25 protein-coding genes are annotated in these 22,727 nt (G+C 30.1%); 10 read left to right on the top strand and 15 right to left on the bottom strand.

Going from position 1 to position 22,727, the window contains the following annotated elements:
- Window positions 1-15 precede the first annotated feature (15 nt).
- The 3 genes from J9309_RS02095 to J9309_RS02085 all read right to left on the bottom strand — a co-directional run bounded on the left by J9309_RS02095 (window position 16) and on the right by J9309_RS02085 (window position 2,772).
- Window positions 16-861 carry a transketolase gene (locus tag J9309_RS02095; protein ID WP_230476797.1) on the bottom strand — a complete coding sequence of 282 codons (846 nt, stop codon included), beginning with the start codon at window positions 859-861 and terminating at the stop codon, window positions 16-18.
- A 140-nt stretch (window positions 862-1,001) separates the two neighbouring features.
- Window positions 1,002-1,241, bottom strand: a complete 240-nt coding sequence (locus tag J9309_RS02090) for a hypothetical protein (RefSeq protein ID WP_230476796.1) — start codon at window positions 1,239-1,241, stop codon at window positions 1,002-1,004.
- 1 nt (window position 1,242) lies between these two features.
- Window positions 1,243-2,772 (bottom strand): sodium:solute symporter, encoded by a 1,530-nt coding sequence (locus tag J9309_RS02085; protein WP_230476795.1) that lies wholly within the window; start codon window positions 2,770-2,772, stop codon window positions 1,243-1,245.
- A 112-nt stretch (window positions 2,773-2,884) separates the two neighbouring features.
- Here J9309_RS02085 and recR point away from each other — a divergent pair, with 112 nt between their 5' ends.
- From recR to J9309_RS02065, 4 genes are read left to right on the top strand one after another with little or no spacing between them, the layout of a single operon-like run.
- The gene (gene recR, locus J9309_RS02080; protein WP_230476794.1) at window positions 2,885-3,499 is read left to right on the top strand and encodes a recombination mediator RecR; all 615 of its coding nucleotides are present in this window, start codon (window positions 2,885-2,887) and stop codon (window positions 3,497-3,499) included.
- 24 nt (window positions 3,500-3,523) lie between these two features.
- On the top strand, window positions 3,524-4,723 hold the full coding sequence (locus J9309_RS02075; protein WP_230476793.1) for a glycosyltransferase family protein: 1,200 nt from the start codon (window positions 3,524-3,526) through the stop codon (window positions 4,721-4,723).
- Window positions 4,724-4,729: 6 nt separating this feature from the next.
- On the top strand, window positions 4,730-5,311 hold the full coding sequence (locus tag J9309_RS02070) for a phosphoribosyltransferase (RefSeq protein WP_230476792.1): 582 nt from the start codon (window positions 4,730-4,732) through the stop codon (window positions 5,309-5,311).
- Complete coding sequence (locus J9309_RS02065; protein WP_230476791.1) at window positions 5,304-5,921, top strand: HAD family hydrolase; 618 nt, start codon at window positions 5,304-5,306, stop codon at window positions 5,919-5,921. The genes J9309_RS02070 and J9309_RS02065 overlap by 8 nt, the downstream gene beginning before the upstream one ends.
- A 37-nt stretch (window positions 5,922-5,958) precedes the next feature.
- Here J9309_RS02065 and J9309_RS02060 read toward each other — a convergent pair whose 3' ends face one another.
- The 6 genes from J9309_RS02060 to rsfS form a co-directional block, all read right to left on the bottom strand.
- The gene (locus J9309_RS02060; RefSeq protein ID WP_230476790.1) at window positions 5,959-6,228 is read right to left on the bottom strand and encodes a hypothetical protein; all 270 of its coding nucleotides are present in this window, start codon (window positions 6,226-6,228) and stop codon (window positions 5,959-5,961) included.
- Between the two features lie 85 nt (window positions 6,229-6,313).
- Entirely contained in the window at window positions 6,314-6,964 is a 651-nt protein-coding gene (locus tag J9309_RS02055) for a phosphatidylserine decarboxylase family protein (protein ID WP_230476789.1), read from the bottom strand.
- Window positions 6,961-7,812, bottom strand: a complete 852-nt coding sequence (locus tag J9309_RS02050; protein ID WP_230476788.1) for a phosphatidate cytidylyltransferase — start codon at window positions 7,810-7,812, stop codon at window positions 6,961-6,963. The genes J9309_RS02055 and J9309_RS02050 overlap by 4 nt, the downstream gene beginning before the upstream one ends.
- On the bottom strand, window positions 7,809-8,417 hold the full coding sequence (locus J9309_RS02045) for a hypothetical protein (protein ID WP_230476787.1): 609 nt from the start codon (window positions 8,415-8,417) through the stop codon (window positions 7,809-7,811). The genes J9309_RS02050 and J9309_RS02045 overlap by 4 nt, the downstream gene beginning before the upstream one ends.
- Before the next feature lie 116 nt (window positions 8,418-8,533).
- Window positions 8,534-10,516, bottom strand: coding sequence for an ATP-dependent zinc metalloprotease FtsH (gene ftsH / locus J9309_RS02040; protein ID WP_394369288.1), 1,983 nt, complete (start codon window positions 10,514-10,516; stop codon window positions 8,534-8,536).
- 27 nt (window positions 10,517-10,543) lie between these two features.
- Window positions 10,544-10,912: a ribosome silencing factor gene (gene rsfS, locus J9309_RS02035; RefSeq protein ID WP_230476786.1), complete on the bottom strand. Its 369-nt coding sequence runs from the start codon at window positions 10,910-10,912 to the stop codon at window positions 10,544-10,546.
- 95 nt (window positions 10,913-11,007) lie between these two features.
- On the opposite strand from rsfS, the gene J9309_RS02030 reads away from it, so the two are divergent.
- Genes J9309_RS02030 through J9309_RS02015 form a run of 4 tightly spaced genes read left to right on the top strand, consistent with a single transcriptional unit; the run spans window position 11,008 to window position 13,141 of the window.
- Window positions 11,008-11,721, top strand: a complete 714-nt coding sequence (locus J9309_RS02030; RefSeq protein WP_230476785.1) for a biotin--[acetyl-CoA-carboxylase] ligase — start codon at window positions 11,008-11,010, stop codon at window positions 11,719-11,721.
- A 27-nt stretch (window positions 11,722-11,748) separates the two neighbouring features.
- The gene (idi, locus tag J9309_RS02025) at window positions 11,749-12,264 is read left to right on the top strand and encodes an isopentenyl-diphosphate Delta-isomerase (RefSeq protein ID WP_230476784.1); all 516 of its coding nucleotides are present in this window, start codon (window positions 11,749-11,751) and stop codon (window positions 12,262-12,264) included.
- Window positions 12,265-12,276: 12 nt separating this feature from the next.
- Complete coding sequence (locus tag J9309_RS02020; RefSeq protein WP_230476783.1) at window positions 12,277-12,687, top strand: 6-pyruvoyl trahydropterin synthase family protein; 411 nt, start codon at window positions 12,277-12,279, stop codon at window positions 12,685-12,687.
- 1 nt (window position 12,688) lies between these two features.
- Complete coding sequence (locus tag J9309_RS02015; protein WP_230476782.1) at window positions 12,689-13,141, top strand: peroxiredoxin; 453 nt, start codon at window positions 12,689-12,691, stop codon at window positions 13,139-13,141.
- Here J9309_RS02015 and J9309_RS02010 read toward each other — a convergent pair.
- Both J9309_RS02010 and J9309_RS02005 read right to left on the bottom strand, forming a co-directional pair.
- Window positions 13,138-13,323 carry a hypothetical protein gene (locus tag J9309_RS02010; protein WP_230476781.1) on the bottom strand — a complete coding sequence of 62 codons (186 nt, stop codon included), beginning with the start codon at window positions 13,321-13,323 and terminating at the stop codon, window positions 13,138-13,140. The two genes, J9309_RS02015 and J9309_RS02010, sit on opposite strands and share 4 nt — an antisense overlap.
- An 18-nt stretch (window positions 13,324-13,341) precedes the next feature.
- Window positions 13,342-14,052: a YiiX/YebB-like N1pC/P60 family cysteine hydrolase gene (locus J9309_RS02005; protein ID WP_230476780.1), complete on the bottom strand. Its 711-nt coding sequence runs from the start codon at window positions 14,050-14,052 to the stop codon at window positions 13,342-13,344.
- A 45-nt stretch (window positions 14,053-14,097) separates the two neighbouring features.
- On the opposite strand from J9309_RS02005, the gene J9309_RS02000 reads away from it, so the two are divergent.
- Both J9309_RS02000 and gcvT read left to right on the top strand, forming a co-directional pair.
- Complete coding sequence (locus J9309_RS02000) at window positions 14,098-14,460, top strand: hypothetical protein (protein WP_230476779.1); 363 nt, start codon at window positions 14,098-14,100, stop codon at window positions 14,458-14,460.
- Between the two features lie 77 nt (window positions 14,461-14,537).
- Entirely contained in the window at window positions 14,538-15,614 is a 1,077-nt protein-coding gene (gene gcvT, locus J9309_RS01995; protein ID WP_230476778.1) for a glycine cleavage system aminomethyltransferase GcvT, read from the top strand.
- 341 nt (window positions 15,615-15,955) lie between these two features.
- Here the strand turns inward: gcvT and J9309_RS01990 are convergent, their stop codons facing one another.
- The 4 genes from J9309_RS01990 to J9309_RS01975 all read right to left on the bottom strand — a co-directional run bounded on the left by J9309_RS01990 (window position 15,956) and on the right by J9309_RS01975 (window position 22,667).
- Window positions 15,956-16,399 (bottom strand): hypothetical protein, encoded by a 444-nt coding sequence (locus J9309_RS01990; protein WP_230476777.1) that lies wholly within the window; start codon window positions 16,397-16,399, stop codon window positions 15,956-15,958.
- A complete protein-coding gene (uvrC, locus tag J9309_RS01985) occupies window positions 16,374-18,185 on the bottom strand; it encodes an excinuclease ABC subunit UvrC (RefSeq protein ID WP_230476776.1) in 1,812 nt (603 codons plus the stop codon). Before uvrC ends, J9309_RS01990 begins: the two co-directional genes overlap by 26 nt.
- Complete coding sequence (locus tag J9309_RS01980) at window positions 18,185-21,298, bottom strand: UvrD-helicase domain-containing protein (RefSeq protein ID WP_230476775.1); 3,114 nt, start codon at window positions 21,296-21,298, stop codon at window positions 18,185-18,187. Before J9309_RS01980 ends, uvrC begins: the two co-directional genes overlap by 1 nt.
- Window positions 21,299-21,413: 115 nt before the next feature.
- A complete protein-coding gene (locus J9309_RS01975) occupies window positions 21,414-22,667 on the bottom strand; it encodes a 3-deoxy-D-manno-octulosonic acid transferase (RefSeq protein ID WP_230476774.1) in 1,254 nt (417 codons plus the stop codon).
- Window positions 22,668-22,727 lie beyond the last annotated feature (60 nt).

The following is a 22,727-nucleotide window of genomic DNA, read 5'->3' as shown; positions in this document are numbered from 1 at the left end:
AGTTATGAAATGATTCTAGTAATCTCCTAATTCAGTTACAGGATTTTGCTCTAATGCAGAAGCTAATTGTTCGTCTGAAGGAGCTTTTCCATGCCAAGCATGCGTTCCCATCATAAAATCAACACCATTACCCATTTCTGTATGTAATAAAATAGCGACTGGTTTTCCTTTTCCTGTTAATGATTTAGCTTGTTCTAAAACAGCTAAGATAGCTTCTAAGTCGTTTCCTTTAGGTTCATCTAAAACAACCCATCCAAAAGCTTCAAATTTAGCTTTTAAGTCACCTAATGGTAAAACGTGATCAGTATCACCATCAATTTGACGACCGTTGTAATCTACAGTAGCGATAATGTTATCAACATTTTTACCAGCAGCAAACATTAATGCTTCCCAAACCTGACCTTCTTGTAATTCACCATCACCATGTAAGGTATAAACTAATTTATCGTCGTTATTTAATTTTTTAGCTAAAGCCGCACCGATAGCAACTGATAAACCTTGTCCTAAAGATCCAGAAGCAATTCGTACACCAGGTAAACCTTCGTGTGTTGTTGGATGCCCTTGTAATCTTGTATTTAATTTTCTGAAAGTGTTTAATTCTTCTACTGGAAAATAACCAGAACGTGCTAATACACTATAAAATACTGGAGAAATGTGACCATTTGATAAGAAGAATAAATCTTCATTATTTCCGTCCATAGAAAAATCAGTAGAATGTGTCATTACATTACCGTATAATGCAGTTAAAAATTCTGCACATCCTAATGATCCACCTGGGTGACCACTGTTAACGGCATGAACCATTCTTAAAATGTCTCTTCTTGTTTGTTGTACTTGTGTTTGAAGTTCTTGAAGTGTCATGTTTGTAATATATAATTTTGTTCAAAAATACGGCTTTTTAGAGGAAATTTTAATAGTAGAAATCAATAATATTCTTAGTTTTTTATGATTTTAACAGGTATAAAAAAAGCAACACATGACATGTTGCTTCAGTTTTATTTTTAGTCGTTATACCATTCACCTCTATGAGGTTTTAAGGCATCTCTAACTGCAATCATTTCAGATTCATTCACAACTAACCAAGCTACGGCGTACATTTCTTCAACTTCCTCGTAACCTGTAATGTTATTTGCTAATTGATCTTTTTCGATAAATTGTTTTAAATGGATTTCGTGATGTTTTGCTGTTGGTAAAGCATCAGGCCCATGAAAATCCCAAATCAATCTTAATTTCTTCTCCATTTTATATCTTTTCAGTTTTCGAATTGCTTATTAACCATAAACCTAAGTAGGTTAATAATCCATTTAAAATGATTAATTCAACACCAATTCTATATGCTGTAAAATTAGTAACAATTTCGTTAATAACATAAGTAATAATTGGAGCTAAAATTGCCACAGTAATTATTCCGTACTTAATAGTGATGTTTCTTGTCGTGAAAATTCCGAATGCAAACAATCCTAATAATGGTCCGTAAGTGTAACCAGCAACTTCCATAATTAAGTAAACAATTCCTTTGTTATTAATCATTTTAAAAATCATGATTAAAATAAAGAATACAATGGTAAAAGCTAAATGTACTTTAAGACGAGTATTTCTCTTTTCTTTTTCAGATAAATCATTTCGATCATTAATTTTTAATAAATCGACACAGAATGATGAGGTAACTGCCGTTAATGCTCCATCAGCTGATGGGAATAATGCCGAAATTAATCCAATGATAAAGATGACTGAAATTGCAAGTGGAAAATAACCTTGTAAGGATAATGCTGGGAATAAATCATCACCCATTACATTAACGCCTCCTTGTTGTAAATGGAAAGTTGACTCTACTAAATTGTAAAATCCTCCATTATTAATTGCGTATAAATATAAAATTCCTCCTAAAAATAGGAAAGCTAAATTCACAACTAACAATGTACTTGCAAACGTTATCATGTTCTTTTTTGCATTGGCAACATTGTCAACAGAAATGTTTTTTTGCATCATTTCTTGATCCAATCCTGTCATCGCAATTGTAATAAACATACCACCTAAAATTGTTTTAAGGAAAAATGTTTTAGAATTTGGATCTAAATTGATTAAATGAGTATAATTCTTTGCTGATAATAGGTTAAATGCTTCTACTGGAGATAAGTTTAATTGGTTTAAAATAAACCAAATACATGCAATTAAACTGATGATCATAAATGAAGTTTGCAACGTATCTGTTACTACAATAGTTTTTACACCACCTTCAAAAGTATACAGTAAAACCATTAATAATAGAACGAAAGTCGTTACCCAAAACGGAATTCCTAACGGATCTAGCAAAAAGATTTGTAAAACATTTACAACTAAATATAAACGAGCTGTTGCTCCAATACCGCGGGAAATGATAAAAAATATCGATCCCATTTTATGCGCTTCAACATTAAAACGTCTACCTAAATAGGTATAAATTGAGGTCAGATTCATACGATAATAAAGCGGTAGTAGAATTCCGGCAACAATAAAATAGCCGATAAAAAATCCAATAACCATCATATAGTATTCGAATCCACCATAAACGTATTCGGAACCAGTTAATTTACCAACAGTTCCAGGAACAGAAATAAATGTAACACCACTTAAACTTGTTCCTATCATACCAAAAGCAACTAGCCACCATTTACTTTTCTTGTTTCCATTGAAAAATGAATCGTTGTCTGAGTTTCTACTTGTAAAGTATGATATAACTAAAAGACCTACAAAGTATACTATTACACAAAGTAGTAAAATCGTTGAGTTCATAAAATTTTAACAAATAATTAGTCAAATTTAATACTTTTGATGAAACTATACGTGAATTACATCAAATTGAAAATTAGTATTTTCGTACCTTATAAAATAAATAAATTTTAGAATGAATTATCCAAGTAAAGTATTGGAACGCGCAGTAGAAGAAATGGCTAATTTGCCAGGGATAGGAAAGAGAACAGCTTTACGTTTGGTACTTCACATGTTAAATCGTCCGAAATCGCAAACCGTTGCTTTAGCCGAAGCTTTGGATAATTTAGTAGATGAGGTTAAATATTGTCAAAAATGTCATACAATTTCAGATCACGACGTGTGCGAAATTTGTGTTAATCCAGTGCGTGAGCATGATTTGGTTTGTGTTGTGGAAGATGTTAGAGATGTAATGGCGATAGAAAATACAGGACAATTTAAAGGTACTTATCATGTGTTAGGTGGTAAAATTTCTCCAATGGAAGGAGTTGGACCAACGCAATTAAATATTAATTCTTTGATTAATAGAGCAAAGAATGGAGAAATTAGAGAAATTATTTTTGCTTTAAGTTCTACAATGGAAGGCGATACAACAGTTTTCTATCTTTATCGTCAGTTAAAAGATTATGCAATTCAATTTTCAACTATTGCGCGTGGACTTGGAGTAGGAGATGAGCTAGAGTATGCTGATGAAGCAACTTTAGTACGTTCGATCCAATATCGAGTACCCTATTCAGATCAAAAATTTTAAACCTTCAAATCAATTCAATCCGCTATGCAAAATAAAATTCTAATTATTTGTTTTGATACTCCTTATCCAACGAATTATGGAGGTGTGATTGATATTGTTAGGAAGTTTGAATATTTTAAATCAAAAAATATTAAAATCGATTTAGTTTGTACTTGTTTTGATGAAGAACGAAAACAATTTTTCGAGGATTTTATAAAACAAAATGAAACGATTATTGATAATTACCACATCGAATTAATAAAAGTTTCGCCTTTAAAAGCTTTAAAATTATTTAAAGTACAACCATTTTCAGTTGAGGTTCGTACAATTGATTTTTCAAAGATTGATTTTATTCAGACAGCAAATTATAAGGTTGTTTTGGTTGAACATATGAAGACAACAAAGTCAATTAAGAAATTGATTTCGATTTTTGATAAAAGAAATTCACATCCTGAATTTTGGTTGAGATTGCATAACGACGAAATGGCGTATTATAAAAATATGTATAAAGCGTCGAAAGGTCTGAAAACTATATTTTTTTTGACAGAAAGCTGGAAATATAAGTTCTACGAATCACGAATTTTGAACAGTAATCTGTTTAAAGGTTTTCTATATATTTCTGAAAAAGACAAATTAAATTTCCAAAGCATAACCCATGTTGATACCAATCATCGCTTTTTACCAATTTATCAAACAGCGTCTGATTCGGTTCAAATTTCAGAAAAACCAATTGATTTTTTTTACATCGGAAATTTAGATTTAGATGATAATTTGAAGGCTTTAAAAAAGATAAATTCTTTTTTAGAAGAACATAATTTATGGATTTTTAAAATAATTATTGCAGGAAAATGTTCATCAATTAAACGTGAAAACTCAGTGAAAAACAGTTTTTATAATTCTGATAAAATTACTTTTAGGTTTAATATTAGTCCTATTGAATTACAGAAATTATATCAAAATGCTAAGTTTTTCTTGAATTTTTCTGAAAATGAAAGTGGCGTAAAGACAAAATTAATTGAAGCGTTAGAAAATAAAATTCCTGTTATTTCAGACTTTGAAGGTGCGGACGGAAGCGGTTACGAAAATGAAATTCTGAAAGCTGATGAAATTGAAACCAAGTATTTGTTTGATTTGTTAAATTCCAATAATTCATATTCGATATATTTAAATAAATTTACTGATAGAATAAAAAACAAAGAAAAATTGGTTGTCAATTATTATGATGATTGGTTGAAGTTTAATTAAATATTGATGAAAGTTGTAAATTTTGAGCAAGATGTATTTAATCATTTTTTAGAAAAAACTCTAAAGAATTGGAAATCTGATTCATCAAAAATTTTGATTTTAGGAATTAAAGAAGGTGGATTACCACTTGCAGAAAATGTATTTCAGCTTTTAAATAAATCAGGAAATAAGGTGGATTTAAAATTTATTAAATGCCAAAGACCTTCAACTTCACTAAAAAAGAAAAGTGATTTTCGAAAATCATTGATTCGATCAATTTTTAAAATTACTCCATTTTTTGTTTTAGATTATTTACGAAATGTAGAACACGATCAGCTAACAAAAAAAGCAATCGATTACGATAGAGAAATTATTTTGGACGAAACAATAGATTTTAATTCCTACGATAAAATTTTGATTGTTGATGATGCAGTAGATTCTGGAGTTACTTTAAAAAAAGTGACAGAGTACGTTCAGGATTTAATTGAAAATAAAAGTGCAGTAAAAAGTTTAGCTGTTGTAGTTACAAATGAAAAATCGGTTTTAAAGCCAGATTTCTTTTTGTATGAAAATGTATTAATCCGATTTCCTTGGTCATTAGATGGATAAAAAAGCTGTTTTCGATTTTGATAAAACTTTGATAAAAGTAAATACTTTCCCAATTTGGATTGTATTTGTGTTAATGTATTCTATCGTTAAATTTGATTTTAAAGTCGAAATATTAGAGTTGTTATGGAAAAGAAAATTGACTAAATCAATTTCTCACAATCAATTCAAAGAAGCTTTATTAAATGTGAAATTGGACCAAAGTTATCATTATATTTTTGCGAAATTCATTTCAAATTTTAAGAATGAAAAATGTAGAAAAGAACTAATTATACTTCAAAAACAAAATTATAAAATAGCAATATCTTCAGCTGCTCCTGCGCATTATCTTAAGGCAACGATAAATTATTTATTCCCAAATCATCAATTCATAATAATTGGAGCAAATAGTAAAGAGAATAAATTTTCAGGAAATTATAAGGAAGAAAAGCTGCATAATTTAATCCAATTTGGATTTATCAATTTCAATGAAAAAATTGATTATTTATTTACAGATTCTTATGATGATATTGCTTTAGCTCGTCAAACCAATAAATTAGTTTTGGTATCGCCAGACAAAGGATCTATTAAACTATATAAGTCGAACTATAATAATGATATCGTTATAATATAAAAAAAAGCTGGATTTTAAAATCCAGCTTTTTTTATAATTATTTTACAGAGTCTGTTTTCACTTCTTCTACTACAACTGCAGCAGAATCAGCTTTTACTTCTTCTTTTACTTCTTCTTTTACTTCTTCTTTTACTTCTTTGTGATCTTCACCGTGGTGTCCACCTGCGATAGCTTCCGTACGGTGGTGTACATCATCAGCAGTATATGCTTCGTGTTCTACTGGTAAAACACCTTTGTTACCTCCTGGTTTAGAAGAACAAGAAACTGCTAACATAGCAACTGCTGCTAATAATCCTAATTTATTCATGTCTACAACTTAAAATTTATATGTAAGATATATTTATTTCTAAATGATATACAAAATTAACTAAAATGTTCGTTTTAAAGAAATTTTATTTTAGTTCGCCTATCTTCTGAATACCACCTTTTGTAATATCACCTATTTTCACATCGATTTTTGTATCTAATGGTAAATAAATATCGACACGTGAACCAAATTTAATAAATCCATATTCTTGTCCAGCTACAGCTTGGTCGTTTACATTAGCGTAATTTACGATTCGACGAGCAACTGCACCGGCAATTTGGCGGAATACAACTTTTGTTTTGTTTTCAGTTTCAACAACTACTGTTGTTCTTTCGTTTAATTCTGATGATTTTGGGTGAAATGCAACTAAAAATTTACCAGGATGATATTTAGAAAATGTTACTTTTCCATTCACTGGATAACGAGTTACGTGAACATTTAAAGGGGTCATGAAAATTGATAATTGAATACATTTCTCCTTTAAAATTTCAGGTTCATACACTTCTTCTAAAACGACAACTTTTCCATCTACTGGAGCAATGATACATTTCTCTGAAGATTCTGTTTCTCGAATAGGATTTCTAAAGAACCAAACTACGAATCCAAATAAAATCCATAATGGTAATGATAATAAAATACCATACGGTGAAATAAAATATCCCAACGCAACAGTTATCACTGTAAATAATACCAAGCATCCAATTAATATGGATGTACCTTCTCTGTGAAGTCTCATAAAGTGTATACTAATAAATAATATAAATAGATAAACGGGACTACAAATATAAAACTATCTAACCTATCTAAAAAACCTCCGTGACCTGGAATTAAGTTCCCACTGTCTTTAGTACCGAAAAATCTTTTCAATTTTGATTCAGCTAGGTCACCAATAGGGCCGAAGAATGCAACGATAACTCCTATGATAGTCCAATCTATTTTAATGTTTTGATCGAAATATATTTCAATTAAATAACCACCTAAGATAGTGAAAATGAAACCACCAGCAAATCCTTCCCATGTTTTTGCACTAGAAATTTTTGGAGCAAATTTGTGTTTTCCGAATAAGTTTCCAGCTATGTAAGCAAAAGAATCACTTACCCATAATAGAATAAATACAAATAACAATTCTGGGTACATTTTATTTTCACCAAGGTCAAAACCGAATGTAGGAATTGTAAACGCAAGTATAAATGGTAGTATAATATAAACTACAGCTAATGTAGCTTTAGCAAAGTCATTTTTTAATTCTCTTGTCGAGAAGAAGATTGTGATAGCTGCAATTGTAAATAAAACTGGCCCGATAAACGCTTTTGAGTTTAAGAAGAAATCGTAGTGATTTTCTCCATTTTCAAAAACAGATAAAAATTCTTTACCAAATAATGTAAATAAAAATATCGAAGCAATAATGCTTCCTATAAGGTATAATTTATCTGATAAACCGGTAAGTTTAATGAATTCGTAAAGTGAAAATCCAGCGAATAAAACCATTAATCCTATTAATCCGTATGGGTGAATTGTAGTACCTAGAAAGATAATGAGAGCATAAATTATTCCGGAGATTGCTCTAGGGATAAAATTTTTCATGATAAATCGTCTACCAATAAAAGATAAATATTCTTAGCATTTGGGATTGAACTAAAGCTGTGCATATCCTTTCCTCTGATGCAAGTAATGTTTGATGGTAGATTGTCTTTTTTTAGAGATTTTAATTTTTGTAAAGCATCACTTAAGTTAAGAGCGAATTGCTTTGGTTTTGCCCAAATGATAAAGTTTAAAGGAAATTCTTCAACTTTTCTTCCGGCTGTTTGATGTGCAGAAATCATAATACTTCCGTCGTAAGCACACAGGAATTCACAATTTAAAAATGAAAATCCTTGAGGTAACTCATTCGGATTTAAAGTATTTGGAACACCTATTTTTTCTAATTTAGTTTGTAAGTTAGGATCTACACAAATAACCTTTGACGCATTTTCATATTTAATGATTTGATCAAGGTTATGTAGTGCTTCATTTTCATTTCCACAATAAAGGAAATGGCCACCACCTGCATTAAAATTTGTAGCAAATAATTCGTCTAAAGAAACTTCAGGAATCGAACTATCCTGCCTGAAGATATCAACGTTTTTGTTGTTTTCTTCAGCATCATCTGTAGCGTTTTTATTTAATAATTTTTTAATGACTTTCCACATGAGTAATCATGTTTTTATACAAAACTCAATTAAGTGTTTAAAGTTAGTGAAATTTATGGATTAAAAAAGCAGGAAATAAAAAAACACATCCATCGGATGTGTTTTTTATTGAAATATTATTCGTTAACAATTTCTGTCTCTGTAATTGGTTCTTTAACTTCTGGAAGTATTTCCTCAGTTGTCTGAACTTCGTGTGGTCTTGGACCGAAAATTTCTTCTAAATCTTCTTTAAAGATAACTTCTTTGTCGATTAATTTCTGAGCTAATAAATCAACTTTATCACGATTTGCTCTTAAAATATCTTTCGCTCTTTCGTATTGTTCTTCAATCATAGCTTTGATTTCTCGATCAATAACTTGAGCAGTTACTTCTGAATAAGGTTTAGAGAAACCATATTCATTTTGACCTGAAGAATCGTAATAAGAAACATTACCAATTTCTTTATTCAATCCGTAAATTGTAATCATTGCATTGGCTTGCTTTGTTACCTTTTCTAAGTCACTTAAAGCTCCTGTCGAAATATTACCGAAAACAACTTCCTCAGCAGCACGACCACCCATTGTTGTACACATTTCGTCTAACATTTGTTCAGTGGTTGTAATTTGTCTTTCTTCAGGTAAATACCAAGCTGCACCTAACGAACGACCACGTGGTACAATTGTAACTTTAACTAACGGAGCAGCATGTTCTGTTAACCATCCGATAGCTGCATGACCAGCTTCGTGGTAAGCGATACGTTTCTTTTCTTGTGGTTTAATTACTTTACTTTTCTTTTCAAGTCCACCAATAATACGGTCAACAGCATCTAAGAAATCTTGTTTTTCAACCACTTCTTTGTTCTTACGAGCAGCAACTAAAGCTGATTCGTTACAAACATTAAAAATATCAGCACCAGAGAAACCTGGAGTTTGTTTAGCTAAGAAATCAACATCAACATCTTCACCTAATTTTAAAGGACGTAAGTGAACTTTAAAAATTTCTTTACGCTCATTTAATTCTGGTAAATCAACGTGAACGGTACGGTCAAAACGACCAGGACGTGTTAATGCTTTATCTAAAATATCTGCACGGTTAGTTGCGGCAAGTACAATAACATTTGCTTCTGTACCGAAACCATCCATTTCTGTCAATAATTGATTTAATGTATTTTCACGCTCATCATTAGATCCTGAAAAATTTGATTTTCCACGAGCTCGTCCAATTGCGTCAATCTCATCAATAAAGATAATTGAAGGAGATTTTTCTTTTGCGTTTTTGAATAAATCACGAACACGAGAAGCACCTACACCTACAAACATTTCAACGAAATCTGAACCAGATAAAGAAAAGAAAGGAACTTTTGCTTCACCAGCTACTGCTTTTGCTAATAATGTTTTACCTGTACCTGGAGGTCCTACTAATAAAGCACCTTTAGGTATTTTACCACCTAATTTTGTGAATTTATCTGGGTTACGTAAGAATTCAACAATTTCTTCAATTTCTTCTTTAGCACCTTCTAATCCAGCAACATCTTTAAAAGTTGTTTTGATGTGATCATCACCTTCAAATAATTTAGCTTTTGATTTACCAACGTTGAAAATTCCACCTTGTCCTCCGCCAGCAGATCCACCCATCTTACGGAATAAGAAGAAGTAAACTAATCCAATAAATGCAATCCAAATTAAGATTTGAATAAACATTTTACTGAAAGCATCAGGAGTTTTGGTAATTAACTTTACGTTTTTGTTAGGGCTTTTAGCAACAATTTCGTTAAATTCTTTTTCAAAGTTACCAGCATCGGCAACTGTAAAAGAGAAATTAGGACTAACACTTGTTCCTAAAGAAGGAAAAGATGGTTCTTGATTTTTAAATTGCTTAAATTCTTCAGTATTTAAAGCAGCGTCTGTTAAATAAACTGCTACTTTATTATTTTCTAAATCTAAGTCAACCTGATCAATGTATCCTTTTTGTATGTAAGAATTAAACGTACCACGGTCTAAATTTTTTGTTTGTCCACCAATACTTGGGACAAGGAAAAAGAAGCCAATTAGTAGTAATCCAATGATGGCATACATCCATGTTGGATTAAAACCTTTAGGTTTAAAATTATTTTTTTTCAATTTCTTTTTGGTTTCGTTTTAAATTGATTAATAGTTCATTTCGATACGAGTCTCTACTGCGTCACCCCATAAACTTTCGATGTCGTAGTATTCTCTGTATTCTTCTTGGAAGATATGAACAATTACATTTGTGTAGTCCATTAAAATCCAGTGCTTGTTTTGTGTACCTTCAATGCTGTAAGGTCTTTCGTGCATTTCTGTTTTTACAGTTCTTTCAATTGAAGCTGCAATTGCACTAACTTGTGTATTTGACTTTCCATTACAAATTACGAAATATTGAGTAAATGCATTTTCGATTTCTCTTAAATCTAAAATTGTAATTTCTTCTCCCTTAACATTTGTAATTCCATCAACAATGCTATCCAATAAGTCTTTTGTATATTGTGTATCTATCATCTTATATTTATGTAAACGGCAAATTTAATTAATCTTAGGGATATATTAAAGATTTTAAAATAACTTTAACCACTTATTTAATCAAGTCGAGTAAAATGAAAATTATCACGTTCGATACACTTCCCAATACGAATGATTATTTATCTGATTTATCCAAAAAAGATGCCAACTCTTGGACTGTCATACACACCTACAATCAAACGGAAGGTAGAGGTTATGCAGGAAATAAATGGATAGAGGAAGAAAATAAAAATTTAACCTTTAGTTTATTGATAAAAAGTGATTTAGAATACATGGAATTGATCTATCTAAATCAATGGATTGCTAATTCTATCTACAAATCGCTAAGCCAATTCAGTAAAGGGTTTGAAATAAAATGGCCTAATGATATAATTCTTAATGGAAAAAAAATATGTGGCGTTTTGGTGGAGAACTCAAAGTCTAAAGATGGGATGAATTCGGTGATCGGAATTGGTGTGAATTTGAATCAAACTGATTTTAATCATTTGCCTAAAGCAACGTCTTTGGCGAATGAAACTGACAAAGTGTATGACATTATGACTATTTTGGAACATATTGTTTTGACTTTTAAAAATGAATATTACTTGATTGAAGACAAAAATTTTGACGAAATAAGTTCTTATTACAATAATAAATTATTTAGAAAAGACGTAATTTCAACTTTTATTAAAAATGGAGTAGAAGTTAAAGGGATTATAAGAGAAGCTACAAATAGAGGTACATTAATTGTAGAAATCGACAACGAAAGACTAGAATTTTTGCACAAACAAATCGAACTTGTTTTTTAATCATCTTTAATAAAGTATTTTTGTCTTATGGAAGAATATGTAGTATTGGTAGACCGAGAGGATAATGAATTAGGTTTGATGGAAAAACAACAAGCGCATGTTGCTGGTTTGTTGCATCGTGCTTTTTCGGTTTTTATATTTAATTCTAAAGGTGAATTAATGTTACAACAGCGCGCCGCAACCAAATATCATTCGCCAACTTTATGGACCAATACATGTTGCAGCCATCCACGTGAGAACGAGTCTTACAAAAATGCAGCACATCGTAGATTGATGGAAGAAATGGGATTTGATTGCGATTTATCGTACAAATTTCATTTTATTTATAAGGCAAGTTTAGATAATGGTTTAACAGAGCACGAATTAGATCATGTATTTATTGGTACTTACGACGGAGAGCCAGAATTAAATCCAAGTGAAGTAATGGCGTATCGTTGGGTAGAAATGGATGATTTAAAAAAAGATATACAAAAGAATTCTCAAAACTATACCGCTTGGTTCAAGATTATTTTTGACCAATATATTTCTCATATCGAAGCATAAATTTATTTACAAATGAAAGTAACAATTAATCGTAAAGCACATTTTAACGCTGCACATCGTCTGAATAACCCTAATTGGACTGAAGAAAAAAATAGAGAAGTTTTCGGAAAATGTTCAAATCCGAATTATCACGGACATAATTACGAATTAATTGTTAGTGTAAAAGGAGATATTGATCCTGAAAGTGGTTTTGTAATGAATCTTGATGTGTTAAGAAAAATTATTGAGGATGAAGTTGAAGAATATTTAGATCATAAAAATTTGAATTTAGATATTGAGTATTTTAAAACTATAAATCCAACAGCAGAAAATATTGTTGTTTTAATATGGAATAGAATTCGTGCTAAATTGGATGATAAACTAGATTTAAAAGTAACTCTTTACGAAACACCTAGAAATTACGTAGAATACGAAGGAGAATAATATGCAAATAGGAGATCACATCCCATCGTTTTCTTTGGAGGATAGCAAAGGAAATTGGTTCAATTCAGACGAATATCTATATAAAAAATATTTTGTATTGTTTTTTTATCCAATGGATTTTACGCCAGGTTGTACCAAGGAAGCATGCAGTTTTAGAGATATTAAAAAAGAATTTGACCAATTAGATGCTATCATTGTTGGTATCAATGGTCAATCGACTTCTTCACATGAAAAATTTTCGAAGAAGCACGATTTAAATTATCCGTTACTTTCTGATAAAAAAGGGATTTTAACAAAACGATTAGGTATTAAAAAGACATTTGGTTTAATAACACCAAGAGAAACGTTTGTATTTAATAAAGAAGGAAAATTAATTAAACATATCGCATCTAACAGAGCAGATTTACATATAGAAGATGCCTTAGAAGCTATAAAAAAAGACCAAGAAAATTAATCTTGGTCTTTTTTATTTCTATTGATAAACCATGTTCTGATGAAAGTTCTGTAAACGAAAAATACAGCAGCTCCGATGACTGAATAAATCAACATTGACGTCATGTCACTTTTATCAAAAAGATATTTCATCCCGAATAATACGATGAAGAAAACTCCAGTTAAAAATAAATTTTGTTTCATAGTTCAAAGATACGTTTTCTATTTCGGGTAAATCAATAAAGGACCTATTTCTTCAAGTTTTTCAGATTCGGCTATTTGATTTGGATTAGTACCAGGTTCATCTTGTGGGATTTTTAGATTCTTTTTAGCATAAAAATCAATCCAATAATCGTCAAATTTTCCAGTTTCTGGATTTTTAAAATTCATGGGAATTAATTTAAAAACATAATCTTTTCTAAAAGCTCTTTCGATAAAATCTGAACAATAAAACGTATCATCATTTAAAATATAATTCCAATTATAAGCTTTTCCTACTAATGATTTTGCAGTTAAAATGGCATCAGGAATAGTATGTTGAAATTCGGGTTTTAACCGATAAATTACAATATTGTTATTCTTTTTTGTTTGGGTTTGATAAAAATGATTGATTTCTTCTCGTTGGGAACCACCTGAAGGTGAGGCATGCAACACGAAAATAGAATCTTTTGTTTTTTCAATTAAACCTACATGATCATAATTGCGTTTTTCAGAAACTTGAGTTACTCGATTAATTGCACCAGATAAATCTTTAGTTTGTGCACTTACTAAAATTAAATCTCCATTATCTAAATCATGAATAGAAAGAAGGGAATTACCAATTGTATCATGAGTATCTGCCTTTCTTAATGATATATTTTTATTACAACTATTTATACTGAAAAACAATAAAGACAATATTAGGATAGGAAAAAGATTATTTATTTTTTTCATACGTAATTATTTGTATTTTTAAACTCTATTACAAAGGTATAGTTTATGGATTTCAAAAAAGGTTTAACAGCTACAATAATAGTATTATTAATTGGATTAGGAATTGCAATTGTTGTAGGAAGTAATCAAGGTCGTGATGTGTTTTTTATCAACGATTTTGATGCTATCGTTACTAACTCTATTCCTGCAAAGAAGAATAAAGAATATTCATTTCAAATTGTTCGTTTAAAAGGTGAAGTGAATGATACGATATTAGTAAAACCTTGTGAAACTTGTAAAGTAGAAAAGTTATCCGGCCAAATAAGCATAAAGTTTAAAAATGAGTTTCATACAGGAACCTCAAGATTTAGTTTCGAACCTTATAAAGCAACTTCAGGAAAACTAAAAATAGTTCATAAAATTAGATAGATGGATTTGTAAGTTTGTTTTCTTTGCCAATAAAATTCCTTATTTTTGGAAGAAATAATTAAACAAGCAAACATAAAATGAAAGTAACTGCATTAAACCAAAAGCACAAAGATTTAGGTGCAAAAATGGTTCCTTTTGCTGGATATGAAATGCCAGTTCAATACGCAGGTGTAAACCAAGAACACTTTGTAGTTCGTGAAAAAGTTGGTGTTTTTGACGTTTCTCACATGGGGCAATTCTTTTTAAAAGGTGAAAAATCAACTGATTTATTACAATACTTATTAACAAACGATGTTACTAAAGTTGCAATAGGACAAGCGCAATATAATGCAATGCCAAATGAAAAAGGAGGTATTGTTGATGATTTAATTATCTATAAAATGGCTGATGACGAATGGTTAGCTGTTGTTAATGCGTCGAATATTGATAAAGATTGGGAATGGATGAACAAGCACAACACTTTTGGTGTTGAATTAACGAACAAATCAGACGAAATGTCTTTGTTAGCTATCCAAGGACCAAAGGCTATTGAAGCAATGCAATCTTTAACGGATATTAATTTAGCTGAAATTCCTTTTTATCATTTCGCAATCGGAACTTTTGCGGGTATTGAAAATGTAATTATTTCTGCAACTGGATATACAGGTTCTGGAGGTTTTGAAATTTACTTTGCTAACGAACAAGCAAACGAAATGTGGGATAAAGTTATGGAAGCGGGTAAACCTTTCGATATTGAGCCATGTGGTTTAGCAGCTCGTGATACTTTACGTTTAGAAAAAGGTTACTGTTTATATGGTAATGATATCAACGACGAAACGACTCCATTAGAAGCCGGTTTAGGTTGGGTTACTAAATTAGATACAGGATTTATTTCTTCTGACATTATTAAGGCACAAAAAGAAGCAGGTGTTGAGAAGAAATTAGTTGGTTTCAAGATGATTGAACGTGGAATTCCTCGTCACGATTACAAAGTTGTTGATGACTATGAAAACACTTTAGGAATCGTAACTTCTGGAACACAATCTCCAATGTTAAAACAAGGAATTGGTTTAGCTTATGTTCATGTAGATTTTGCAAAAGTTGGAACTAATATTAGAATTCAAATTCGTGATAAAAATGTTTTAGCAGAGGTAGTTAAATTACCTTTCGTTTAAAATTCACATTTTCTAAATTTATTATAAAAAAAAGGCTATTTCAATTTTGAAGTAGCTTTTTTTATATTTTATTATTAATAATATAATATATTTTTTGTTGAATATAATTTCAATGTATTAGCTTTAAATTATTAATACAATAAAAATTGTTAAATTTTAGTGTTTAATTAACTTTTTGTTGTGTTTTTATAAAAATGAAATCTATATTTGTGTAACACTGTTCCTGAATGGTCTATATTAAGGAATTAACACTAATTATGAATTAAGAATCCCATCGTTCTTCGATGGGATTCTTTTTTATTTAAAACTATGTTATATGATTTTGAAAAGTTGAGCAAGATTTATAAATCTTCATCGTATAAATCAATGATAGGGCGTGGATCTTTTTTCTTGATTTGATATAACCAATAAACAAAAACTCCGATACCGTTTCCAAGAATAATTGCTAATATCCATAATAAGCGATCGTCACTTTCCATTAAATTTGGATTTTTTACAGCATGTACCACAAAGTAAATAAAGGAGATTACTCCGACAAAAAATCCTAAGAATACTAAGAATATAAAAATTACAAGATTACCTAATAAAGAAACTAACATTGATTTAGAAGTTCCTTCGTGTCCTAATTGCGAATCTATTGTTCCGAAAAGTGAAAAAAAGATCACAAGATAACTTAGCATTGCAAGGATGAAAATAGCTAAAGGGATGATAGCTAGAATAGTTTGTAATTTTGTGTTATTCAATAAAGATGTTAAATCTCTATCCAATATTGGCATTGTTTTCATTTGAAAAGTAGGCTTTAATTTTTTCTGCACGGGATTTACCGACAATATTAGTTAGTTCCTCCAAAGATGCAGATTTTATTTTTTGTACCGTCTTAAAATTTGTTAATAATTCTTTAATTGTTTGGGGTCCAATTCCAGGTATATCATCTAATTCTGATTTAAAAGCATTGTTACTTCTTCTGTTGCGATGACGCGTAATACCAAATCTATGAGACTCATCGCGAACATGTTGTAATACTTTTAATGTTTCAGAAGTTTTATCTAAATATAAAGGATATGGATCGCCAGGATAATAGATTTCTTCTAATCGTTTTGCAATCCCGATAATCGATATTTTTCCTCTTAACCCTAATCGATCGATAGAATTTAAGGCAGAACTTAATTGACCTTTTCCACCATCTATCAAAATTAAATCTGGTAATGCTTCACCTTCTGCTAAAACACGAGAATATCTTCTGTAAATAACCTCTTCCATCGTCGCAAAATCATTCGGACCTTCAACTGTTTTAACATTAAAAATGCGATAATCTTTTTTACTTGGTTTTCCATCTTTAAAAACAACACAAGCCGAAACTGGATTTGTTCCCTGAATATTAGAATTATCAAAACCTTCGATATGGCGTGGTTCTTTTGGTAATCGTAAATCAGTTTTCATCTGGCTCATAATACGATTTGTATGACGATCCGGATCAACAATTTTTGTTTGTTTTAATTGTTCTAAACGATAAATTTTAGTGTTTTTAATTGATAAATCAAGAATGTGTTTCTTTTCGCCAATCTTAGGAACAATTATTTTTCTGAATGGAATTTCGATGCTCAATTCAAATGGAACATAAATTTCTTTAGAGTTTAAATTAAAACGTTCAGAAAAATCTATAATTCCTCTTTCCAATAAATCTTCGTCTGTCTCATCTAATTTTTTCTTCCATTCTTCCGTATGTGATTGGATGATTGCACCTTGATAAATTTTCATAAAATTGATGTAGGCATATTCTTCATCAGAAGTTATAGAGAATACATCAACGTTAGAAATTGTTGGAGAAACAATAGTAGATTTAGCTTGATATTTAGCCAAAATCCCTAATTTATCTTTTATGATTTGAGCTTTTTCGAATTGTAAATTCGAAGCATATTTTGTCATTTTATCAATCAAATAACTTTTTGCTTCGCTAAATTCACCTTTTATAATATTTCGTATCGCATTAATTTGTTCATCATAATCTTCCTCTGATTGGTAACCTTCGCAAGGACCTAAACAATTTCCGATGTGATATTCTAAGCAAACTTTGTATTTATTATTTTCAATATTTTTTTCAGATAAATCAAACGTACACGTTCTCACTTGATACAAATCTTTGATTAACCCCAATAAAATTTTCATTGTTTTAACACTAGAGTAAGGACCAAAATATTCAGATCCGTCTTTGATTACATTACGAGTGGAGAAAATTCTAGGAAAACGCTCTTTTTTAATACAAATCCAAGGATATGTTTTGTCATCTTTTAACAAGATGTTATAACGAGGTTGATGCTCTTTAATTAGATTATTTTCTAATAAAAGTGCATCATATTCTGAGTTGACATTGATAGTTTCGATGTTATCAATATTTTTTACTAAAACTCGTAATCGTTTAGAATCATGAGTTTTATTGAAATAAGAATTTACGCGTCGTTTAAGATTTTTAGCTTTTCCGACGTATAGTAAATCCCCGTTTTTATTATAATATTGATAAACTCCAGGAGTTTCGGGTAATGAGGCTAATTTTAATTTAACGTTATCATTCATTAATCAACTGCAACAATATTAATTTTTTCATGTGCTTCGTCAATGTAGATTAATAATTTTTCTTTGATTGTGTAACCTAATTGTTGGAAAAAACTTGCGTATTGATTGATTTGAAAATGATGCGTTGTTTCTGGTTGACCAGTTTTATAATCGATAATTGTACAATTATTTTCATTATCAATTACCACACGATCGGCACGAAAAATTTCACCACTTTGATCAATAAAATCTCGCTCGTTTAGCACTTTTAATCCTTTTGCAAAGTACGGAACTAAAACTGAATTGGATAAAATTATTTCGATTCCTTTTTTAATTTTATCTAAATTTTCTGCAGATATTGTTCCGCGTTGATGTTCTAAAGCAATCGTCTTTTCAACATCGTCACTTGTTTTTATTTGTGCCAACACATTATGTATCGCATTGGCATATTCAGTAAGCTCTAATTTTTTCTGTGCTCGTTCCGAATTTGTATTTACGGTTAATTTATTATTCCAATCCAAAGAATGAATCTTAATTTCTTTAGAATCATTTGGTTTCGAATCTATTGTGCTTAATCTTTCGGGTGTTCCAAATAATATAGCTTTATCTTCTGTAATCCCTTTCGATGTAATAAAATCGTGGATATAATTTGCAATCGAATGTGATTTTGATGATTCTTTAGGTTTTAAAGCAATAAGATATAATTGTTCTTTTGCACGAGTTGTTGCTACGTACAATGTATTAATTTCGTCCATCTGAACAAGATTTTCTTCATCTTCAATGGCTTTTTTAATTGAATCGTCTTGAATTGTTTTTAAATCATTATTGATTCCTAAATAAAAATTTTCAAAAGGATTTACTTCAGTTTTTTCTAATGGAATCCAAATTTTATTGTTTTTCGGAGTCCAATCTAAGAACGGAATAATCACGACCGGAAATTCTAATCCTTTCGATTTATGAATCGTCATAATTTGTACCGCATCAACTCCTTTTGGAGTTTTTACAGATGATTTATCTTTTGCAGTTTGCCAATATTCTAAAAATGAATTCAAGTCCGACTCGTTTTTAGAAGTATATTCTAAAATAACATCTAAAAAAGTTAAAATATAAGCAGGCGATTTTTCTTCTAAATTTAAAGATCGGATCGCTTTTTCTGTAAAATCGTATAACGAAAGATTTTCATTTTTGATAAAGGTTAAATCGATAGTTAACTCTTTCATTAAATCAATAAATCCGTCCAATTTCTTATTGATTGCTTTTTCAATCGTAGAAGTTAAATCTTCAGATTTGAATAATTCTAACTCAAAAGCTACCATAATAAAACGAATTTTACTTTGTTCGTCTAACGGATTTGCAGCGATTTTAAATAAATATTCAAGCAACTGAATTTCGTATGAATTCTTTAACAATAAAGCTTCGTTGGAAATTACGACAATATTATTTTCAGTTAAATGTTTCGCAATAGAAATTCCTTGCGCATTGCTACGAACTAAAATAGCAATATCACTTAACAAGAATCCATTTTCTCTACATTGATTGATATATTCTAAAACATACGTTAGATTTTCTTCTTTAAATTGATCTTTCGAACGTTCTAAATTTTCAATAAATTGAATTTGAACATAACCATCTTTTCTGTGATTATGTTTTTGTTTATTTCCTTTTATATATAGATTTTGATATTCCTGTAAATTTAATTTTGGAGCGATGTGCGTATACAATTCATTATTGAACTGAATAATATTTTCATGGCTTCGCCAATTGGTATCTAATTCTTGAACTTTGATGTTTAAATCTTCCTTATTTTCAATCAAGCCAATCATTTGTGCAGGATTTCCACCTCGCCAACGATAAATAGATTGTTTCGCGTCGCCAACCAACATAATTGTGTCTGATTGAGCACGAGCATTTTCAATCAGCGGATCAAAATTTTGCCATTGTAGAGTAGAAGTGTCCTGAAACTCATCTATAAAATAATGATTGTAACGACTACCAATTCGTTCGTAAATAAAGTTAGCAGGTTGATCGCGTAAATGTTTACTGATTTTGGTATTAAATTCATTAATCAATAAAACATTTGATTCTTTTTTGATCGATTCTAAAGATTTTTCTACTTCATTAATTAACGAAATCGAAGAAATATTTTTCTGAATATTTGATAGTAAAATTAATTTGTTATTAAGTTTTAAGAATTGTTCAAATAGTGTTTTAATTTCAGGAAATATTTGTTCAGCAACAGGATTTATTTTTTTAGTTTCTAAATATTTACCTTCATAAACGTGTTTTTTAGCACCATCAATAGAAGGTAATGGAGAATATTTATCCCATTTAATTAATTTATTTAGAAAAGCGCCGACTCCTTGTGTAGTTTTCCCAGGTAAATCTGCTAATGTTAAACCATTTTTATTTAATAAATCTAAAAAGGCTTCACCAATATAAACGATACCATCTTTGATGTCTTTAATATCCTCAAAAATTGTTTTTCTATATGCAACGAAATCGTCCAATGATACATTACGAAGATTCTCTAAATGCTCTAAATTTCGATCATTAGAAATATTGACAGTATCGGACGAAAGTGATTTTCGAATATCCCACGATTTGTTATCGTCCATATTATCTAAGGCAATAGAAATCATGGTTTCTGTCAATTTTTGATCTTCACCAATTTTTGAATACAATAAATCAACAGATTCTTCAATAATTTCTTGCGTGTTCATTTCTACATCAAAATTCATCGATAATCCCAAATCTTGAGCAAATGATTTCATCAAACGCAAGTTGAATTTATCAATTGTAGAAATTGAAAATTTTGAGTAATTGTGCAAAATAGCGATCAAGATTTTACGTGCACGTTCTTGAATAATTGTTGGTTCAAGATTTAATTCTGCGGAAAGAGATAAAATATAATCATCAAAAGTTTTAGTTGTATCAGCTAATTCTTCTAAAGTTTCGATAATACGTTCCTTCATTTCATTAGCTGCTTTGTTAGTGAAAGTAATGGCCAAAATGTGTTCGAAACGATAAACACTTTCATCCTTCAATAACAAAGAAATAAATTCTTTTACTAACGTGTACGTTTTACCTGCTCCGGCAGAAGCATTGTAAATCTTAAAATCGCCTGCTTGTAACAATTCAATAAATTTTTAGAAAGTTAATAATTCTACACAAGATTATGAAATTTGAAAGCCAAACAATGACGCATAAAAAAGGAAGTCATTTTGACTTCCTATAAATTGTTATAATTTTTTACTTCACAATTCCATCTACATAATCCATAATCATCGCCGTTGCGTTGGGCGATTTCTGAACAAAATCTCCAGCTTTTTGACCTGAAGATTTTCTAAAAGATTCATCATTCATTAATTGATTAAAAATCGAATCAAATTCTTGTTGATTTGCAATTGTAAAACCACCACCAACTTCTATCAAATCCACAGCTTCCTGAAATTTTTTGTATTTCGGTCCGAAAACCACAGGATTTCCAAAAGTTACAGCTTCTAATGTATTGTGAATTCCTGCTCCAAATCCTCCACCGATATAGGTAATATCAGCGTAAGCGTAAACTTTAGAAAGAATTCCGATAGTATTTAAAATGAAAATTTTGGCTTGTTTAATTTGCTCAGTTGATGTTTTTTCTAATTCCGAAAATTTAACGACTGGAAGATTTAATTTAGAAATAAAAGCTTCGATTTCTTTCTCATGTAAATTGTGAGGCGCAAAAAGAATCTTCCAATCGTTTTTTAATTTTTCATTGATTAATGAAAGAAATAATTCTTCATCTTTTGGCCACGAACTTCCAACAACAATTAATTTAGAATCACCTTTAAACTGCTTCATAAAATCCAATTGGTTGTTTTGATGAACGATTTGCTTTACGCGATCAAAACGAGTATCTCCAGTTAATGTTGATTGTTGAATTCCAATTGAATCCAGCAATACTTTACTTTTTTGGTTCTGAATAAAGAAGTGTGAAATCAAATTTAATTTTTGTGCAAACCAATTATGACCATTATTCTTGAAGAAATTTTGACTTTCTCTAAAAATCGCTGAAACGACAATAGTTGGAATATTTTTTTGATGTAAAGCTGAAATTAAATTAAACCAATATTCATATTTTACTAAAACTAATAATTCAGGATGTAGAACTTTTATTAATTTCTCTGCATTATTTTTTGTGTCTAATGGTAAATAAAAAATTACATCAGCTCCGGGATAATTTTTACGAATTTCATAACCAGAAGGCGAGAAGAATGAAACCGCAATTTTATGCGAAGGATATTTTTCTTTTAGCGCTTCGATTACAGGACGACCTTGCTCAAACTCTCCTAATGATGAACAATGAACCCACAAAACACGATCTGTTGAATTGATTTTTGAAGCAATTTGTTCTTCCCAATCTTTTCGACCATTTACCCAAAGTTTTGCTTTTTTATTAAATCCTGAAGCCAATTTTAACGCTAATCCGTACGCCTTAATTGATGTGTTATAAAATCCTTGCACAATGCTGCAAAGTTAAGAAATATTGAATAAGGTTTTTTTGTACATTTGCTATAGATTTTC

Origin of the sequence: Faecalibacter bovis (assembly GCF_017948305.1) — a bacterium.
Lineage (GTDB): Bacteria > Bacteroidota > Bacteroidia > Flavobacteriales > Weeksellaceae > Empedobacter > Empedobacter bovis.
The sequence above is the reverse complement of the archived record's forward strand: the minus strand, read 5'-3'. Positions and strand labels throughout refer to the sequence as shown.

Coding starts and splice junctions, on each gene's coding strand:
- rsfS (WP_230476786.1), bottom strand. CDS start 10,912: ATGATAGATACACAATATACAAAAGACTTATTGGATAGCATTGTTGAT.
- J9309_RS02085 (WP_230476795.1), bottom strand. CDS start 2,772: ATGAACTCAACGATTTTACTACTTTGTGTAATAGTATACTTTGTAGGT.
- idi (WP_230476784.1), top strand. CDS start 11,749: ATGGAAGAATATGTAGTATTGGTAGACCGAGAGGATAATGAATTAGGT.
- J9309_RS02045 (WP_230476787.1), bottom strand. CDS start 8,417: ATGTGGAAAGTCATTAAAAAATTATTAAATAAAAACGCTACAGATGAT.
- J9309_RS02075 (WP_230476793.1), top strand. CDS start 3,524: ATGCAAAATAAAATTCTAATTATTTGTTTTGATACTCCTTATCCAACG.
- recR (WP_230476794.1), top strand. CDS start 2,885: ATGAATTATCCAAGTAAAGTATTGGAACGCGCAGTAGAAGAAATGGCT.
- J9309_RS02065 (WP_230476791.1), top strand. CDS start 5,304: ATGGATAAAAAAGCTGTTTTCGATTTTGATAAAACTTTGATAAAAGTA.
- J9309_RS02070 (WP_230476792.1), top strand. CDS start 4,730: ATGAAAGTTGTAAATTTTGAGCAAGATGTATTTAATCATTTTTTAGAA.
- J9309_RS02055 (WP_230476789.1), bottom strand. CDS start 6,964: ATGAGACTTCACAGAGAAGGTACATCCATATTAATTGGATGCTTGGTA.
- J9309_RS02015 (WP_230476782.1), top strand. CDS start 12,689: ATGCAAATAGGAGATCACATCCCATCGTTTTCTTTGGAGGATAGCAAA.
- J9309_RS02090 (WP_230476796.1), bottom strand. CDS start 1,241: ATGGAGAAGAAATTAAGATTGATTTGGGATTTTCATGGGCCTGATGCT.
- J9309_RS01990 (WP_230476777.1), bottom strand. CDS start 16,399: ATGAAAACAATGCCAATATTGGATAGAGATTTAACATCTTTATTGAAT.
- J9309_RS02020 (WP_230476783.1), top strand. CDS start 12,277: ATGAAAGTAACAATTAATCGTAAAGCACATTTTAACGCTGCACATCGT.
- gcvT (WP_230476778.1), top strand. CDS start 14,538: ATGAAAGTAACTGCATTAAACCAAAAGCACAAAGATTTAGGTGCAAAA.
- J9309_RS02060 (WP_230476790.1), bottom strand. CDS start 6,228: ATGAATAAATTAGGATTATTAGCAGCAGTTGCTATGTTAGCAGTTTCT.
- J9309_RS02030 (WP_230476785.1), top strand. CDS start 11,008: ATGAAAATTATCACGTTCGATACACTTCCCAATACGAATGATTATTTA.
- J9309_RS02010 (WP_230476781.1), bottom strand. CDS start 13,323: ATGAAACAAAATTTATTTTTAACTGGAGTTTTCTTCATCGTATTATTC.
- J9309_RS02000 (WP_230476779.1), top strand. CDS start 14,098: ATGGATTTCAAAAAAGGTTTAACAGCTACAATAATAGTATTATTAATT.
- uvrC (WP_230476776.1), bottom strand. CDS start 18,185: ATGAATGATAACGTTAAATTAAAATTAGCCTCATTACCCGAAACTCCT.
- J9309_RS02005 (WP_230476780.1), bottom strand. CDS start 14,052: ATGAAAAAAATAAATAATCTTTTTCCTATCCTAATATTGTCTTTATTG.
- J9309_RS02095 (WP_230476797.1), bottom strand. CDS start 861: ATGACACTTCAAGAACTTCAAACACAAGTACAACAAACAAGAAGAGAC.
- J9309_RS02050 (WP_230476788.1), bottom strand. CDS start 7,812: ATGAAAAATTTTATCCCTAGAGCAATCTCCGGAATAATTTATGCTCTC.